10 protein-coding genes are annotated in these 18,354 nt (G+C 40.8%); 3 read left to right on the top strand and 7 right to left on the bottom strand.

Annotated features, from left to right (window positions below):
* Nucleotides 1-105: 105 nt before the first annotated feature.
* Complete coding sequence (locus tag NOS7107_RS01825; RefSeq protein WP_015111286.1) at nucleotides 106-2,808, bottom strand: PAS domain S-box protein; 2,703 nt, start codon at nucleotides 2,806-2,808, stop codon at nucleotides 106-108.
* A gap of 709 nt (nucleotides 2,809-3,517) precedes the next feature.
* Between NOS7107_RS01825 and NOS7107_RS01820 the strand changes: the two genes are divergently transcribed.
* Nucleotides 3,518-3,850, top strand: a complete 333-nt coding sequence (locus tag NOS7107_RS01820) for a hypothetical protein (RefSeq protein ID WP_015111285.1) — start codon at nucleotides 3,518-3,520, stop codon at nucleotides 3,848-3,850.
* Between the two features lie 179 nt (nucleotides 3,851-4,029).
* Nucleotides 4,030-5,469 carry a deoxyribodipyrimidine photo-lyase, 8-HDF type gene (locus tag NOS7107_RS01815; RefSeq protein WP_015111284.1) on the top strand — a complete coding sequence of 480 codons (1,440 nt, stop codon included), beginning with the start codon at nucleotides 4,030-4,032 and terminating at the stop codon, nucleotides 5,467-5,469.
* A gap of 179 nt (nucleotides 5,470-5,648) precedes the next feature.
* On the opposite strand, the gene cobT is transcribed toward NOS7107_RS01815, so the two are convergent.
* From cobT to NOS7107_RS01800, 3 genes are all read right to left on the bottom strand, one after another.
* Nucleotides 5,649-6,767 carry a nicotinate mononucleotide-dependent phosphoribosyltransferase CobT gene (gene cobT, locus NOS7107_RS01810; protein WP_015111283.1) on the bottom strand — a complete coding sequence of 373 codons (1,119 nt, stop codon included), beginning with the start codon at nucleotides 6,765-6,767 and terminating at the stop codon, nucleotides 5,649-5,651.
* Between the two features lie 65 nt (nucleotides 6,768-6,832).
* Complete coding sequence (locus NOS7107_RS01805; RefSeq protein WP_015111282.1) at nucleotides 6,833-7,597, bottom strand: DUF2232 domain-containing protein; 765 nt, start codon at nucleotides 7,595-7,597, stop codon at nucleotides 6,833-6,835.
* A gap of 12 nt (nucleotides 7,598-7,609) precedes the next feature.
* Nucleotides 7,610-8,311 (bottom strand): Crp/Fnr family transcriptional regulator, encoded by a 702-nt coding sequence (locus tag NOS7107_RS01800; protein WP_015111281.1) that lies wholly within the window; start codon nucleotides 8,309-8,311, stop codon nucleotides 7,610-7,612.
* A gap of 1,048 nt (nucleotides 8,312-9,359) precedes the next feature.
* On the opposite strand from NOS7107_RS01800, the gene NOS7107_RS01795 reads away from it, so the two are divergent.
* Nucleotides 9,360-13,460: a hypothetical protein gene (locus NOS7107_RS01795; protein WP_015111280.1), complete on the top strand. Its 4,101-nt coding sequence runs from the start codon at nucleotides 9,360-9,362 to the stop codon at nucleotides 13,458-13,460.
* 87 nt (nucleotides 13,461-13,547) lie between these two features.
* On the opposite strand, the gene NOS7107_RS01790 is transcribed toward NOS7107_RS01795, so the two are convergent.
* The 3 genes from NOS7107_RS01790 to ctaD form a co-directional block, all read right to left on the bottom strand.
* Nucleotides 13,548-15,626, bottom strand: a complete 2,079-nt coding sequence (locus tag NOS7107_RS01790) for a cation:proton antiporter (protein WP_015111279.1) — start codon at nucleotides 15,624-15,626, stop codon at nucleotides 13,548-13,550.
* A 259-nt stretch (nucleotides 15,627-15,885) separates the two neighbouring features.
* Nucleotides 15,886-16,497: a heme-copper oxidase subunit III gene (locus tag NOS7107_RS01785; protein ID WP_015111278.1), complete on the bottom strand. Its 612-nt coding sequence runs from the start codon at nucleotides 16,495-16,497 to the stop codon at nucleotides 15,886-15,888.
* Nucleotides 16,498-16,665: 168 nt separating this feature from the next.
* Nucleotides 16,666-18,333: a cytochrome c oxidase subunit I gene (gene ctaD / locus NOS7107_RS01780; protein WP_015111277.1), complete on the bottom strand. Its 1,668-nt coding sequence runs from the start codon at nucleotides 18,331-18,333 to the stop codon at nucleotides 16,666-16,668.
* Between the last annotated feature and the right edge of the window lie 21 nt (nucleotides 18,334-18,354).

Below are 18,354 nucleotides of genomic sequence, written 5' to 3'. Positions count from 1 at the left end.
TTTTTTATATCTTTTCCTTCTTTCTTACCTTTGCGTCCTTGGCGGTTCGTTTCCATATCTATGTTTTTCACGACTCATTTAGGATTGCTATATCTACAAAAAAACCTAATTTTGGTTTCTCAATACGTGCTGCAAACTGTTCAATAAATCTTGGGCAGTAAAAGGTTTTGGCAAAACTAACTGAATATTGGCATTGACAACTTCTGTCAAGTTTTCCTGGTGATTAAACCCACTACAAGCAATAATTTGCACTTGAGGATTCATTTTTTGTAGAGTGCGTATAGCAGTCATTCCATCCATTTCCGGCATAATCATATCCATCAACACAGCTTTGATTTGATGTTTATGTTGGGCATAAAGTGCGATCGCTTCAATCCCATTACTAGCCGTCAGAATTTTATAGTTGTAGTTTTCCAAGACGATAGTTGCAATTTCCAAAATTTTTGCTTCATCATCAACAACTAAAATTAATTCTCCTTCCCCTAAAGGTACAACTAAGTTTTCGGATTTTATTACTTGACGGCCTTCTATGGCTGGTAAGAACAACTTAAATTTCGTGCCTTTACCGACTTTGCTAGATACATTAATAAAGCCACCATGACTTTTAATAATGCCTAGCACTGTTGACAGACCTAACCCTGTCCCTGTCCCCATATCTTTGGTCGTAAAAAATGGCTCGAAAATTCTATCTAATATTTCTGGCGACATCCCCATACCATTATCCGCTACAGTTAGCTCAATGTAATGCCCGGCTTGAGCATCCAAATTCATTTGGGCGTAGGCTTCATCAATCAATCTATTTTCTGCGGAGATGGCAATTTTACCGCCATCTGGCATGGCATCACGGGCATTAACTACCAAATTCATTAGCACCTGATGCAGCTGGGTAACATCTCCAGAAACAGCTAACAGATTATCGGGGATGGCGATCGCAAATTCGATAGATTTCGGGAATGTCTGTTTGGCAATTAGCAGCATTTCCGAAATTAAGTGCTTAATCAAAATAATTGTGCGTTCTCCTTTAAATCCTCGCGCAAACGATAATACTTGTTTTACCAAATCTGCCCCACGTTTGGCATTATTTTCAATAATTGCCATTAGCTGATAATAGTGATCTGTGTCTTGGGAAAATTTGAGTTGCAATAGTTGAGACGCAGCTAAAATTGGGGTCAAAATATTGTTCAAATCATGGGCAATCCCACCAGCTAGAGTCCCAAGACTTTCTAATCTTTGCGTGCGGAAACACTGTTCTTCTAATTGTTTTTTTTGGGTAATATCAGTGTCAACAATCAAAATAGATTGAGGTTTTCCTGTACTATCCTGCATCAGTGTCCAGCGACTAGCGACAATAATTTCTGTGCCAAATTTGGTAACTTTATGTAATTCACCTTGCCAAGTACCACTATCAATTACTTTTTCTATCGCCGCCAAGATTTTTGCTGAGGGTTGTTTAAATAAAAGTTCATCGGCGTTTTGGTCTACTGCTTCTTGTTCCGACCAACCATAAAGATGTTCAGCACCTTGATTCCAAAAAAGAATCCGATTTTGCAAATCGCGCACGACAATTGCATCTGTGACAATATCCAGCAAAGCTGCTTGTTCGAGAATTTTCTGTTCGGCTTGTTTGCGTTCACGAAGTGCAGCTTGCTGTTCGCTAATATCTCTAGTTGTCCCAGTTAACCTACTTGGCTGACCATCTTCGTTGTAGTAGAGTTGGCCTGTAGAATTGAGCCAGTGAATGCTGCTATCTGGCCAAACAGCACGATATTCAACGACAAATTTCACACCTTGTTGAATAGTCGCAGTCACAGCTTGAGTAAAAGCTTGCCGATCTTCAGGATGAATTAACTCCAAAAAGTCTTCCTTTGTTGGACACGCAGTCCCGTCAGCTAAACCATACAGTAATCCCATGTTGGCTGACCAAAGGGTTTCATCCGTTTGAAGCTTCCAGTCCCAAATGCCCATATCAGCAGCTTCTAAAGCTAAACTGAGTCTGGCTTCACTCTCACGCAATGATTCTTCTTTTTGTTGACAATAAAGTTTCTCTCTATTTTGCCAAGCTATCTCAGCCTGTTGGTATTCAAATATTTTCTGCTGCAAACGCTGGTTTTCTGCCACCAGTTTTTCTAACTCATCCTGAGTTTGGTGCAGTTTTTCTTCTACCATCTGAAGTTTTTTACGAGTTTCTGGAAATTCTTGATGAGTTGATAGAAATGTGGATGATTTTTGTTCTATTCCTGGCTGGAGATGATGGTGAATAGAACAACTTATGCCATTGATTTTGCGATAATTCTTTTTTGTTTGTTGGCAGGCTGTTTTGATACCAACTATTATGTCACGGTTAAAAGCTTGTAATAAAATACTATCAGTGACAATACCTGTCAATTTGCCCTGGTTATCTACAATTGGCAAATAACTAATTTGATAGTGACGTAACAATGACCAAGCTGTAAATATATCTGTTGCATAACTTTGTCTGAGAGTAATTAATGCTGTTACCATCACCTCCGCCACTTTTGTTTGGGTGATATTAACTCCGGCTGCAATGATATTTAATACATCTTTCGCCGTAATTATCCCTAATAGATAACCTGCTTCTACAACTAAGATACAACTATTTTTTTGCTGATTACAGATATCAGTCTTAAAATATCTATCTAAGCTAGACAGCGACAGACTTTGAGCTTGTTTCTGGCTCATCAAGATAATAGCATCGACTAGATAACTATCAGGGTTAATCGTTAAAGGATCATGATTAATTAGATGATATAAGTTCGGCCAATTAATTAGCTGATTTTGTAATGGCATAGTTAATTCATCAAGTAAATTTATGTTTTTAACTACAGAGCAAGATAGAGAATGCAACCTATAGCAAATAAGAGTTAAATATCATTTATTTAAATTTAATAACGTATTATGCAATTTTGAATGCAAAAATGGCATTTTTTTCTTAATGATAATGTAGATATAGCTTCCAGATTCGATTGATATGTAGTGTCAGACTATTGAGCTAATTTGAGGGTAGTCAAACTCATTCTATGGTCAAATGCTAGATAGATGATCTATTGAGTCAAAAATAAATTGTCTGAATTGTGAGCTTCATACAGCTTGGTATCCCACAAATGTAACTTTTTATTCTTTGGTTTAAACTATTAAACTTATCAATAGCCATTGTTTTATGGCATTTTTTAAATAAAATATTCAGTAATTGAGTTTTAAAAGATACACAATCTTTTATGTAATAAATCTCTGGAGAATATTAAATTTTTTAACTCACTGCTTAATTAACAAAAATTAAGCCATTGCGACAAGTGTTGAGAATTTAATTACCAAAAAGGCAGGTAAAAGCCAGATTGAAATGAAATACAGTAAACTTTAAGTTTTACTTATTTTTGTTATTAAGGCACTCTATGGTGATATTTTAGTTCTTCAGATAAAAAACTAAAAATAACAATAAATCGTAAAATGATTTACAATTTTAAGCTGGAATAAACTTGAATATACGGAGAGAAATTTTATGGATTTTCAAGACTTTCTCAGACATAAATTTACTCATGTAGCAATAGGCGAATTCAAGCCTGGTAAATTTGAAACTGCCAAACAACTTTATGAAGAAGCTGTATTAACCTATACAACAGGTTTCAAAGGAGCTTATCTGTTACAAGAACCAGGAACTGACAGAGGCATATCTATAATTTTTTGGGAGAGTGTAGAAGATATGGAAGCTAACCAAAATCAGGTTTACCAACACATTTTGAAAAAAATGATGCCTTTATTTGTCGAGCCACCAAAGACAGTAGTCTATGAACTAGTGTGTGAAATTAACCCGAAAGAGACGGAAGAAGTGTAAAGTCTGAAGTGTGAAATTTTATCTTTTAGCATCCTGAATTGAAAGTGCTGAGTAGAAAATTCTCCTTTCTTATCCCTAGCCTTTAGCCCCTATCCTCTCTTATATACATACTTGTAGTTCATAATGGTTACTTACTGCTAGGATTTAGCATAGTACAAGTGAACTGTAATAGGTAGGGAATGTCTGAGTTAATTTTGTTTTGGCATCGCCGTGACTTACGCATTTCTGACAATACTGGACTAGCTACCGCAAGAAGTCAAAGCCCAAAAGTTGTGGGTGTATTTTGTCTAGATCGCAATATTCTTGAACGTGATGATATTGCGCCTGTGAGAGTAACATATATGATTGGCTGCTTACAGGCATTACAGGAGCGATATGCTCAAATTGGTAGCCAACTTCTGATTCTCCATGCCGATGCGATGGAAGTAATTCCCGCTTTAGCTGAAGCTTTAAATGCCAAAGCTGTGTTTTGGAATTGGGATGTAGAACCATATTCTCAAATACGCGATCGCAATATAATTGATGCACTCAAAGCAAAAGGCATTCAATTCCTCAGCGAAAACTGGGATCAAACCCTCCACTCTCCCGCAGAAATTCGCACAGGTAGCAATACACCGTACACTGTGTACACCCCCTTTTGGAAAAATTGGACTAGCAAACCAAAAGCGCCACCAGTAGCCACCTTACAAACAGTGGAAGGATTAACACCAGCCGAACAAGAAATTGCCCAAAACGCTGGTGCAATTCCATTACCAACCGCCAAAGATTTAGGATTTATCTGGGATAGTGACTTAATTCTCTCACCAGGGGAAGCCTCCGCCCAAGCGAGATTAGCAGAATTTACCTATAAAACCATTACCGAATACCAAGAACAGCGCAACTTTCCCGCGACAGATGGAACATCGCAATTAAGTGCTGCGTTGAAATTTGGTGCAATTGGCATTCGCACTGTTTGGCAAGCTACAGTAGCAGCGCAAGAAAATAGCCGCAGTGAAGAAACAACAACTAGTATCCGCACCTGGCAGCAAGAACTAGCTTGGCGTGAATTTTATCAACACGCTATGTATAGTTTCCCCGAATTAGCTGAAGGTGCTTACCGTGATGCCTTTAAAAACTTTCCTTGGGAAACTAACGACGCACACTTTCAAGCTTGGTGCGAAGGCAAAACAGGCTACCCCATCGTAGATGCAGCCATGCGCCAATTAAATCAAAGCGGTTGGATGCACAACCGTTGTCGAATGATTGTTGCTAGTTTTCTGACAAAAGACTTGCTAATTAGTCCGCAATTAGGCGAAAAATATTTTATGCAAAAGCTAATTGACGGTGATTTATCTGCTAATAATGGCGGTTGGCAATGGAGTGCTTCTAGTGGGATGGATCCCAAACCCTTGCGAATTTTTAACCCAGCCAGTCAAACACAAAAATTTGATCCAGATGGCGAATATATCCGCCGATGGTTGCCAGAATTGCGGTCTATTGATAATGAATATTTAGTAACGGGTAAAATTACACCTCTAGAACGCCGCGCTGTTAGCTACCCTGAACCCATCGTTGATCATAAACAACGACAACAGCAATTTAAACAACTCTATCAACAGCAGAAAGAAATAATGAGGTAAAAACTATAACCAATTCTAGATTGGTGAGATACAACTTACTGTAAAAGTAAACAGATGCTTGCCCTCATAGCCTATTTATAAATTCAGCAGAGGAACCCACCCTTAAAAGAGTGGGATTGAAGTAAGGACTCTTCGTGCAGCTACGCTAACGGGCTACGTGTCTCGGTATAATTCTTTTTTTAAACTTTAGATTGACACAGCCGCTGGAATTGGTCTTCAATAGCTACTAAAAGTTGAGATTGTGACCAATTTTGGTATAGATAGGCTGCAATGCAGGCGGCTCCAGCACCCACACCTTCTTTGACAAAACCTTGCTCATAAGCTTGGAGTTGGGTATAACGGGAATTGGCAAAACTTAGTTGTGTTGATAATAAAGGTGGGTTTGTACCTTGAGTGTTGCTGATTTTATCCAAGCTGAGGGCTAAATCAACAGTCTTACCGGTGGGATCTTCTGCTACCCAGCGAGTTGTACCGACAATTACTTCTGTGGGTTGCCAAAATAAGTTAAGTGCTTGAGAAATTGCCGTAGTTAAAGCGTAAACGGCCAGCATTTGTGTGCCACCTGCCAATATTACCCCACAACGACGACTAGCGGCGATCGCCATTCCCGCTACTACCACTTGCATAGGATCACCCACGGCTGCCACGATTTCTAGAGGATGGGAAGAATGCGGAATTTTTTGTAATCCCGACTGAACTATTTGCCATTTTTGCTGATGGTTACAAATTGGGTGACTGCTGTTGACTTTGCCGATCGCATCTATTCCTAACGCCGTGAGAATAGCCAAAGCGGTTGTCGTACCACCAACAACGCATTCACTTAAAATGACGTAACTTTGTGGAACTTCAGCCGCCAAGCGATCGCCCCAAATCATTCCTTGTTCTAGCAAGTGTTTGACTGTGGCTAATTCCATCGCCTTACCTGTACTTACACACTGAGCTAACGAACCACCCAAATCAATTGCTGGTACAGCCGGGAACTGAGGTAATCCTGCATTAAATAAATAAACTGGAATTTTGAGTGCTTCCACCACAGCGCGAGAAATTAACACAGGCGATGCTCCCGCTGTGAGTGGTGGTAAAGAATACTGCGGTTGATGTTCTGCACCGTAGTATAAAAATTCAGCATCTGCACAAGCCGTATACTTGCGGTCTTCTGGCGTACTTCCAGCCGCTGAAATTCCGGGAATCAAAGCAGTTTCTGTAAAACCTAACACACAGGCAAATACAGGTAAATTACCACGATATTTATTAATCCAGGCTTTACCTTGTTCTATTTGAGAATAAATACTAATCATAAATTAAGAATCAAGAGTCAAGAGTCAATAGTTAAAAAACTCTGAACTTCTGCCTCCTGTCTTCTCTAAGCTTCATAATCCATCATGACTTGCACCCAACGCGGCGGACGGGGAATAGGATTGCCCAAACGATCTAGTAGTAGCCATGCGGCTAGGTGTACCACAAACAGATAAATAAAGTTATTAATGACAACCAAGGCAAAAGCCCCAACTTGAATCAAAAATACACTGGGAGTGTTTAATAATCCGAGTTTGAGAAATATCCACTCGGTAATTTCTGTAACTTGGTTAATTAAATAAATCCATAAGTCTTCGCCGGACAATATAGATAGTAACCACATCCGAAAAAAGAAGCCCAAAGTGCCTAACAACGCAGCTAAAGTGATAGACACAATCCAAGGAACGCGACGATGCCAAGTTGCGCCCAAGAGTACGCCCATAAAAGCATAAGGCATGACAAACAAGAGACTGCGAACAGGCCCCATCAGTACAGATAACAACAAGCCAGAGGTAACGGCGGCCATCCATGCGGCTCTTTGTCCCCAGCGCAGGTAAACTAGAGCGATGGGTACAGAAAAAAATATCCGCAACACTGGCCCCAAAGGAAAATAAAAATTAATAAACCAAATTAAGCTGGCAGTACTGGCTAAAAATGCCGTTTCTACCATCCTCAAAGGTGCAACAGCTTTTAAATGAGGAGATTGTAATTGGCTATGGTTCCCAGCATGATTGGGACTGTGATTTTGCTGTAATTGTTCTTGGTTTGAAAGTTGAGATTCAGAAGATGGGCTTTCCTCTGGCTCTTCCGGCAGAGAATCGACAATACTCATGTTGAAAATTTTTTATACAATCAATCTTTCCAGGGCTAACACATCGGGGATAGAAATAGTATCTTGATCCCGCTGAATTAACCCTTTTTTTTCTAACCTAGTCAAGACTCTTGTCACAGTTTCTCGCGCCAGCCCACTTAAACTACTTAATTCTCGGTGAGGCAAATTCGGAATTTCTGTTCCTGTGAGCGATCGCTTTCCTTGCCCTTCTGCTAAAAATAATAAAGTATCTGCTACCCGCGATTGACTATCAGATTCTCGCAATCGCAGACGACGATTTACTTGCCGCAAGCGTCTAGCCATCAACTTTGATAATCTTACCCCTGCCAAGGGTTCTATTTGGAGTAACTTAACAAAATCTTGAGATGGCAGACTGCCGATAACTGTAGGAGTAAGAGTAATCACATCGGTAGAACGAGGCACTTCATCCAAAGCTGCCATTTCACCAAATAATTCGCCTTTACCTAGAATATTCAGAGTTACTTCTTTACCTTCCAAATTATACGTACGGATTTTTACCCAACCCTCAAAGATAAAATACACAGAACCACCCCAGTCATTTTCCAACAAAATCACTTGATTTGCTGGGTGTGTTCGAGTCACAAGATGGATAAGGGCTGCTTCCACAACTGATTCGGGCAACCCTTGAAAAAAGGGAGCGGTTCTAATCCACGGATGAATAGGTTCTTCTTGCAAGCTATATCGGTCTCCCATTACGGCATCTTCATTAAAGGTATTACACACAAAACAAACAACAGAGCTAATTTCAGCCTAAGCCATCAATGCTAAGACTTTTTTCAATACAGAGTTCAGCCAAGTAAACAAAATCACAATAAAAGCATTTGTAAAAACAGTCTCACTGACGCAGTTTAAATAGAGTAAAACTTGTGTAAGTAATGTCTAAGTGCCTTTGGGAGAAATTTGAAAACCTAGCTGCATTGCAAAAATATTTACTTAAAAATATAGGCAAACCACATTAATGATACTCAAACTAGTTAATTTTTGCTAACGCAAAATCTGCGGAAAATTGATTATTCCCTACACTCCTACCCTAAAACCAAGTTTCCCAGACATCTCATCAAAAACCTACACCTGTCAGTCCTAATTTCACCCACTAATACCAATATAAATTGCTAAAAAGCTCACCATTAAGCAATTCCCCAATCCAAAATCTGTCTTGGAAAGTTTGCTCAACGGAGAGAACCCGCGCACGCAAGTTTTCTCCGCACGCAACGAACGCCAGTTGCTTCAAGCCTGGGAACCCGTCCAACGCACTGGCTCAACTTTCCACAAAATCTAAAATCCAAAATGGTATAACCTTTGTGTGTAGGTCATCCAAATTATTTTTTGTGTTCTAGTTAACTTGCCATTCCTATACTCCTTAGCTAGATTAATGGCGCATCTGGATGTAAAGTGGAGGGAATTTGCCTTGTTGATGTGGTGTCTGTGATCAGATGCCAGTTGTTTCCAGACTCCTGGTCGATTTGTTGCATTTTTTTATGTTTTTGATTGTGAAGTCAGAGAAGCTGTAACATCGCCTGTAGAGTAAAAGAGCAAAATGCCTAGTCAACCAACTTGGCTGACAATTAGGGAATATTTTTGTATCCTTGTACTTCAATTAGCACTCCAGCTAATGACCATGATGCCTAGTGATCATAAATTGCCGTCAGAAGTCTGAGGGGCAGCTACTACCGTTCTTAACTTTGATAAGCGTCAATTTCTCACCCAAGTTAAAATCCAGTTCTAGCTAAGGTAATTCAAAGTGACTTCCCGCGCTGATGAAATTCAAAAACTGATCGCAGATATTGATAACTTACTCACTAACAATGGTAAGCGACTGCCGAAGCTGCTGTCTGGTCAAGCGCCAGAAGCCAGAGAAGTTTTAGAACGAGTTCGCAACTTTCTGGTGAATTTAAAAGAAACTGAGGATTTACAAGGCTATATTCCTCAGCCAACAGGACAGATGCAAACATCACCTTTGTTGGCGAAATTTGCTGAACAAGTTAATCATCAATCTTCAGGAGAGTTATCTCCATCTGAGTCAGCAGAAAATAATGTTCTGAGTAGCCAATTCAAAAGTGAATTGGCGATATTAATTCAGCCACTTCAAGCAGAATTAACAGCGCTATTGCAAGAACGCTCGACTCTGATGCAGGAAATTAGGCAATTGGAACAGAAGCGGCTGCAAAATTACTCTTTAAGTCAACAGTTATCCCATCAAGAGCAAATCATTGGGGAATTTTTACAGGTACTAATGAGTCGCCTTGTTCCCACTGTCGCACCGCATATCAAGGAGCATCAGGCGAATGAGTTGAATGCTGTTAGTTCAAGTCAGCACAACAGTATAGAACGAACAGCTGCTACGGGTGTGTCTGCATTAGAATCTTCAACGCAGGTAGAACGGTTAACTCAGTTTGCGAAGGAATTAGACCAACGTTTACTGTCTTTAGATGGAACGGTGAATGTTGTTTTTGATGCACTACAGCGCAATATTAATACTTATCATGAATCCTTGTCGCAAGCACTGGCGAGAATGCACAGTACAGGCTTGCAAGGGGAACAGTTGCTGGTGAGTTTCTTGAATAATTGGACTCAGCAATTGCAACAACTTCCTGCCATAATTCCCGCGGCGACGGTTCAAGAAACATCAAAGCGATCGCCATTCCCCACAAAAGAAGATACTGTTACTGTAGAAACTGTCCCACCCGCTATCACCAAGACAGTAGCCACAAATCCAGCATTAGAATTACCACAACCAGAAGTTGAATTTGCAGATGATTTGGCGGCTAACGATTTGGATGCAATGCTGTTAGAACTAACAGGTATTGTGACTCAAGCTGTGGATAGTTCGACAACTCCCCCAGAACTGGAAGGGTTTGAGGACTGGGATGAATTGGCGGATGACACTCCACAACAACCATTAAGTTCGCCATCACTCCTACCTACTCCCGAAGCTGTCACTCCTCCCCCAGAACTTTTTGAGATGTTCAGTGACTCAGCACCACAGAATCTGGAATTAACTGATACTGATGAGGTAGATCAACTTTATGCTAGTTTATTTAATATTAGTTCGGTGAATCAACCGAGTGTTGAGCCTACGCTAGAGGAACCAACACCGGATTTTTCAGCAAATATTGTTGACACCGCACCTCTCAGCACTCCTGTAAAAGAACCAGAAACATCTCCAGATGCAAGAGAAAATTCTACCAAATTAAATACTCATGATTACCCGCCTCTGACACCGTTATTTGATGGGAATGTTGGCTTACCGGAGTCGATATTTACTCAGTCTGATGCAGGGTTGTTTGAACCGAGTCACACTCCACCGCTAAACATACCAACTGATTCGCCGCAATTTATTGATTTATCATCAGATTTCCAACAAGAGTTATTTTTTGAGGAAGAGCCGGAATTATTCAGCACCACCCTCAGTTATTCTCCTGCTCTGCGGGAAAATATTCCAGTTCAGCCAGAGCATAGTGATACGATTACTTCTTTAAGTGAACTGTTCGCCGAGGCGAGTAGTGAAGAGAATTTATGGCCTGGTTTGTCTCCCGCAGAAATTGCATTGACTTTAGATGAACCAACTTCAGAAATAGCATATACCTCTGATGTGGAACCCCAGGAGAATTTATCAGATATATATATTGCAGCTTCCCCCCAGGAGAATTTGCTTGCGCCAGAGGTAATACAGTCGGCAAATTTACCGGAGATTTCTTTGAATGAATCACAGTTGCAGCAATTAAATCAAGATTTAGCTAATTTTGATGAGTTGATCAATTATCAGTCAGCGGATGTCTACAGTCTGGCAGATAGCGAACCACCAGATATTACTTTTCCTCATCCACAAACAGTAGACCATACGCCAAATGTGGCTTTTTCGCGTCCGGCTGTACCACCAGTTGCACCTATATCATTGCCACAAACACAAGCTGATTTAAACTTTAGTCCCGCCAACGAAAAAAAAAAGGAAGCCACAACTGGTTCCATTTCTCCCAGCCAGATAGAACTGACTGTCGATGTGCATAACTCAGTATGGTATTTAGGTATTGATTTGGGAACAACGGGTATTTCTGCGGCTTTGTTAAATCGCTCCCAATCGGTGGTGTATCCTATTTACTGGTCAGCTGAAAATATCCCAGGGGCGAATTCGTTTCAACACTCATTTCGTTTACCTGCGGAAGTTTATCTACCGAATGCTTCAGTTTCAAATGGTGGAATTAATGTCAAAAGTAGCCAATGTTCCGCACAGTTAAAGCCTTATTTACAAGTTGCGATTCCCTACAAAAATGAAGAGCAAAAATGGGAACCGGTGCTGCAATTCAATGAGTTTTCGGCAGGGCCATTGATTTGGGTGGTACGATCGCTCTCGAAGTTACTTTTAACGCTAAAATCTGATCGCCAAAGCACCACACAAGGTTTAGTGGCTATGGCTGTGGGGATTAATCAGCCGACTTTCCACACAATTGTTGGTAAAATCGCTGGTGTCATCTGCACTTGTCCTTCTAGTTGGTCAGAACAATATAGATTTAATGTGCGGGAAGCTTTGTTGACGAGCAAACTGATTCAACATCCCCAGCAAGTATTTTTTGTAGAAGAAGCGATCGCCAGTTTAATTAGTTTATTCGATCAAAGTCACGGCGAAATCATTCAAGTGAGCGATCGCACTGGTTTACAGCCTGTCCAAACCACAGAACCATTGCTCGGCAATACTTTGGTGATTAATATTGGCGCAACCGCTACTGAAATGGCTTTGGTTGATGTTCCAGAAAATCTGCTGCAATTAGCGCATCAAGATTTTATGCTGCACAGTTTTCCTTATGCCAGTAAGGGAATAGAACAAGATATTATTTGTCAGTTGTTGATTCCGCCAAAATATCGGCAATCACGCAAAGATATTGCAGAGAATGGTAAAAATAATACTAGTAATCCTTGGCATTGGCAAACTGCATTTCCTGATATAGACAAAATGCAGTGGCAAAGTTTGGGGTTAGACAAATTTGATTTACCACGAGCCGGAGAGCCAGATATCGGTGTGCGAATTCGCTTACAACAACGCCTCGAAAGTTCCATATTAGGACAAGCTGCTTTAGAATCTGCCCTCGCGTTAAAGTTAATTTTGCAACACCAAGAAAATTTTACTCTGGATTTGGCAGACCAACAGTGGAAACTACAACGACGGGACTTAGAAAATCAGGTGTTTGTCCCCTTTGTGCGGCGACTGAACCGCGAATTGAATAAATTGCTAGTCGCGCGGGGTATCCCCACCGAAGCAATTAATCAAGCCATCTTGACTGGTGGAGTTGCATCATTAGGAGTTGTGCATCATTGGCTCAAGCAAAAACTCCCCAACGCCAAGATTATGCAAGATGCGTATTTAGGGGAAAATGGCGCACCGAATTGCAGTCGGGTTGCATTGGGGTTGGCGATGTTACCTTTGCATCCCCAAATTTTAGAAGAACCAAGACAACAGTATACAGACTATTTTCTATTTACAGAATTGCTGCGGTTGTTACCAGAGCGCAGTTTGTCATTTAACGAAGTGCTGCAATTGTTTGAGGGAAGGGGAATTAATACAAGTATTTGTCAGCAAAGATTATTGGCATTTTTAGAAGGAGAATTACCTGCGGGTTTGATACCATCACCACCTGAGTCAGCATGGTTAACCCAGAATTCATCTCAGAATTTAGATTATCAGGCGATCGCATCTGCACCTTTATTTGAAAAGCAAGGTAATCTCAGCTATCGTCCCAATTCTCAACAATTGTCAGCCTTGCGTCGCTATTTAGCAGCGGTGAAAGCCAGCACCCAGCAATCTTTAGAAGAACCATACACAGTTAACTTTGCTAATGTCCCTTTGTAAACTGTGTTACTTCTGAATTCTGACTCCTGGCTCCGTTCGGCTGACGCTCATAACGAAGCCTGAATTGTGCTATGTGTGTTGAAGATATTAAGAATGGGGTTCTCCTAACAACACAATTGAGCATTTTAATTCTCTTAAGATTTGGGTTGTCACTTGACTAACAGCCAAACCACCTGCTGTGCGATAGCGAACAGAACGTAACACAGCTAAATCAAAAGACTGAGCTTCTCGAATAATTACTCTAGCGATATCATCACCTTTAACAGTCTGGATATTTGTCTTTACCTGTAACTGACTTTTAGTGACAATTTCCGATAATTGCGATGTAAATTTTTCCACTAAAGCCGGGCGAGTTTTGCGATCGCTCACATGCAACAATACCACCTCTGCCTGATTCACATCAGCTAAAATTTGCGCGAACCTAACAGCGCCTATAGTTTGTCGTGTCAAATCACCAACCGGAACAAGAATTCTTTGGATAGTTGTTGGACTACTTAACAAACGTGTAACTGCTACTGGACAATGTGCAGACCAAAATACACTATCAAGTACACTCCCAAACAAACGAGCGCGAAAGCCTGTAGTCTGCGACCAACCCATCACCACTAAATTAGCATTGCGTTCCCGACTAGCACGACTAATTCCCAAAGCCGCATCATCATCAATGCGAATTGCTGGCGCAACTTCCACATCAAATTCTTGGCTAATTTCTTTAGCCAACTGCAATCTTTTTTGACTTTGTTCAAGTGCTGTCACTAATTGCGGATCATCCATTTGAATCAGAGCTTTGGTAATAGCTAACGGTACAATTCTCCCCGATTCATGACGCGCTAATAATGCAGCCATCTCTATTAAATAACGCTGGGTTTGCGGATTGTAAATTGGTACAACGACAGTGAATCGCTCTTGCTGTTCTTCTATCTCAGGCTCATGACTTTCCCACCAAGTTGATAGACTATCCGTAGCCAAATCTGCTTCACTAACTTGTAAAGCAGTCGCAAACCTAGAAGTAATCACTGGCCCTAAAATAGCCGTCACCAGCATCAGCACAATCACACTATTTAAAACACCTTCATTAATTAATCTTTCCCCAGCCGGATTAACAGTTTGATAAGCCACTAATGCAGCCGCCAATGTAGCGGCTACTTGAGGTAAAGACAATGACCACATTGTGAGCATTTCTGCGGTATTGTATCGGTAAAATAATTTAGCTAAAAATGCCGCAATAAATTTACTCCCAATCAAAGCTACGACAATTACCACCGTCAGCCAAACCGAACTGAGAGTTTTGAGGAATGCGGGAATATTAATTAACAATCCCATATCCACAAAGAAACATGGGATAAATAAAACACTACCAATAAATTCAATTTTTTCTTTAACTGGGCTACGTCCTAAAACATCATTAACAGCTAAACCCGCCAAAAATGCCCCAACAATTTTCTCAACCCCAATAACCTGCGCTCCAACCGAAGCCAAAAATAATGCTAGTAAAATAAATAAGAACTGGTTACTTTGCTCATCTCCAGAACGCCGAAAAAATTCCTTTCCTGCCCAGTCAAAACCAAACAAAACCACAAGAGAATAAATTGCTAATCCTCCCAATAAAGTAGCTAAACTCAGGGCAGAAAACTCCCCTTCATGAATGCCCACACAAATTGCTAATACTAACAAAGCACCCGTATCAGTAAAAATTGTTGCCCCAATTGTGACAGTCACAGCTTCATTTGTGACCACTCCCAAACGACTCACAATTGGATATGCTAACAAAGTATGGGAAGCCAACAAAGAACCAATTAAAAAAGAAGCATTCCAACTAAAATTGAATAAACGACCGACACAGATTCCAGCTATTAATGGAACTAAAAAAGTTAAAGTACCAAATCCAATTGAGCGATTTTTAGTTTTGCGAAACTGCTCTAAATCAATTTCTAAACCTGCTACGAACATCAAATAAATTTTCCCAATATCCGATAGCAGTTTGATTGTGTCTGATTCTGAATTGAGTAACTTTAAGCCATTTTCTCCTAGAATAACACCTGCTACTAGCAAACCCACTAATCCAGGCAACCGCAATTTTTCAAATATTGGCGGTACAGTAAAAATTACTGTTAGGAGAATAGTAAAGGCAACAATTGGGCTTTCTGCTAAAGATTGGAGTGCCATTTGTGAATATTTTTATAGGAAAAATTGTATATGCTGAATTTGTTTAGCTCAGTAAAATTAAGTTATTAATATTATAAGCCTCCACAGTTTTATCTTGAAAACAAAAAAAATTACATCTATACATAGATAGAGTGACATATTTTCATAAATGGGCATAAAATCACTTTGAGAACGCCTAAATATGAAAAACAGAGGAAAAGGTGAATTAAGTTACCCTCCCCCTGAAAACTTACTCTGATTGTGGCAGAGAATTTAATGCTTATTGCCAAATGTAGAGTAGAACAAACAACACAATCCAGATCACATCAACAAAGTGCCAAAACAGGGAAGTAGAATTAACTCCAAAGTGACCAGATTCGTAATTGCCAGGAATGAAAGAACGGATAAAAATCATCAACTGTAACAAGATACCTGTCAAAACGTGTAAACCGTGAAAACCAGTTAACAGGTAAAACATCCCGCCAAAGGTGCCAGTTGTGAAGCCAAAAGCCAAGTTACTCCATTCAATCGCCTGTCCTACTAAGAAATAACTGCCCATCGCCATTGTTGCCAAAAGAAACAGGCGAAAACCCCATAAATTATGACGTTGTAGAGCGCGTTCTGCCAAATAAATCACAAAGCTACTAGCAACCAGCACAACAGTATTAATGGCAGGCTCTCTAACTTCTAAACCTTCAACACCAGGCGGCAGCCAGTTAGGAGTTGTTAGCTTGTAAACAATATAGCCAGCGAAAAAACTCAAGAAAATCACACTTTCCGACAATAAGAAAACAATAAAACCAAACATTTTATTGCCTTCTTCGTCATGTCCATGCTCACCAGCAGGATGAGAGTGATTTTCCAACTCTTCAGGAACGATATAGCTGTCCATTGGTGAAATTCTAAATTGTGTAATCTTGCTTTAAGAACTACTTTGCGTAACTCTGCGCTTACCTCAGCGCCCCTTTGCGTTTAAAAAACTCCAATTTCAGTTGTGAGGACATACCAGACAGATGTCTGGCCAGTTTTACTTAACTGCGTCCCCTAGTTAGCTTTGTCATTAATGATGACTATTAACTTCTGCAACTAACGGTTCTGATTTGCCGTAGCCATAAGGTTCAGAGATAACTACCGGAATTTCCTCAAAATTCTCAACAGGTGGTGGTGAAGAAACTAACCACTCTAAACCAATTGCCCGCCAAGGATTATCAGGCGCTTTCTCACCTTGCATCCAAGAAACTACCATGTTGAAGATGAAGGGCAAGGTAGACATACCTAACAAAAATGCACCAAGACTCGCAATAATATTCCAGAATTCATACTCTGGCGCATAGGAAGAAACCCGACGCAACATCCCTTGTAAACCTAGTGGGTGCATAGGTAAGAAGTTGAGGTTAGTCCCGATGAATGATAACCAGAAATGTAACTTACCCCAACCTTCGTAGTACATCCGCCCAGTCATTTTGGGGAACCAGTGATAAATGGCAGCATACAAGCCCATTGTCACTGTACCAAACAAAACGTAGTGGAAGTGTCCTACGACAAAGTAGGTATTGTTAACGTGAACATCTACAGGTACAGAAGAAAGCATAATCCCTGTGATGCCAGCAAAGACAAACATAATTAATCCACCCAAGGCAAATAACATGGGTGTATTCAACCGCAACTTACCGCCCCAAATGGTTGCTACCCAAGCAAATACCTTAATGCCAGTTGGTACAGAGACAAACATAGTTGTCACCATGAAAATCAACCGCATCCAAGCAGGAGTACCACTGACATACATGTGGTGTACCCAGACAATGGCGCTGACTACGGCAATTAACAGTGATGAAATCGCAACTACTTTGTAGCCGAATAAAGGTTTGCGAGAATACACAGGGAAGATTTCGGAGAAGATGCCGAAAACAGGCAAAATGATCACATACACCGCAGGGTGGGAGTAAAACCAGAAGTAATGCTGGAACATGACGGGATTTCCGCCATTGGCTGGGTTAAAAAAGCCAGTACCCACGGTGAGGTCAAGTAACAACATTACCGCACCTGCTGTCAGTGCAGGTAAGCCAAACAATTGGATGATTTGAGCGCTGAGTACTGCCCAGACAAACAAAGGCATCCGAAAGAAGCCCATGCCGGGCGCACGCATCTTGACAATGGTAGTAACAAAGTTGACAGCCCCCATAATTGAGGAGACACCAGAGATGGCGACTGCCAACAGCCATAAAACTTGACCGTTAATCAAGTTACCTGTGGGATTCTGGAGACTGACTGGCGGATATGCCCACCAACCGGCTTGGGCGGGGCCACCAGGGACGAAGAAACTGCCCATAAGCAAAATCCCGACTACAGGCACCATCCAAAAGGCGACAGCGTTGAGGCGGGGAAATGCCATATCTCGCGCCCCAATCATTAAGGGGACGAGATAGTTAGCAAAACCAACAAGTGAGGGAAATGTCCACAAGAACAGCATCACAGTGCCGTGCATGGTGAACATACCGTTATATACAGTCCGGTCAACTAAGTCGGCTTCGGGGGTAATTAGTTCTCCCCGCAAGATCATGGCAAAGATCCCGCCGACGAGAAAGAAGAAGAAAGAAGTAACAAGGTATTGAATACCGATTACTTTGTGGTCTGTGCTAAAGCTGAAGTATTGTTTCCAGCCTCCTGGAGATTCATGTTGAGGTTTCCCAACCGGGAGGTTGAGACTATCAATAGGGACATTAGTCATTGTTATTTTGAAAAAACAGGG

Source organism: Nostoc sp. PCC 7107 (assembly GCF_000316625.1).
Lineage (GTDB): Bacteria > Cyanobacteriota > Cyanobacteriia > Cyanobacteriales > Nostocaceae > Nostoc_B.
The sequence above is the reverse complement of the archived record's forward strand: the minus strand, read 5'-3'. Positions and strand labels throughout refer to the sequence as shown.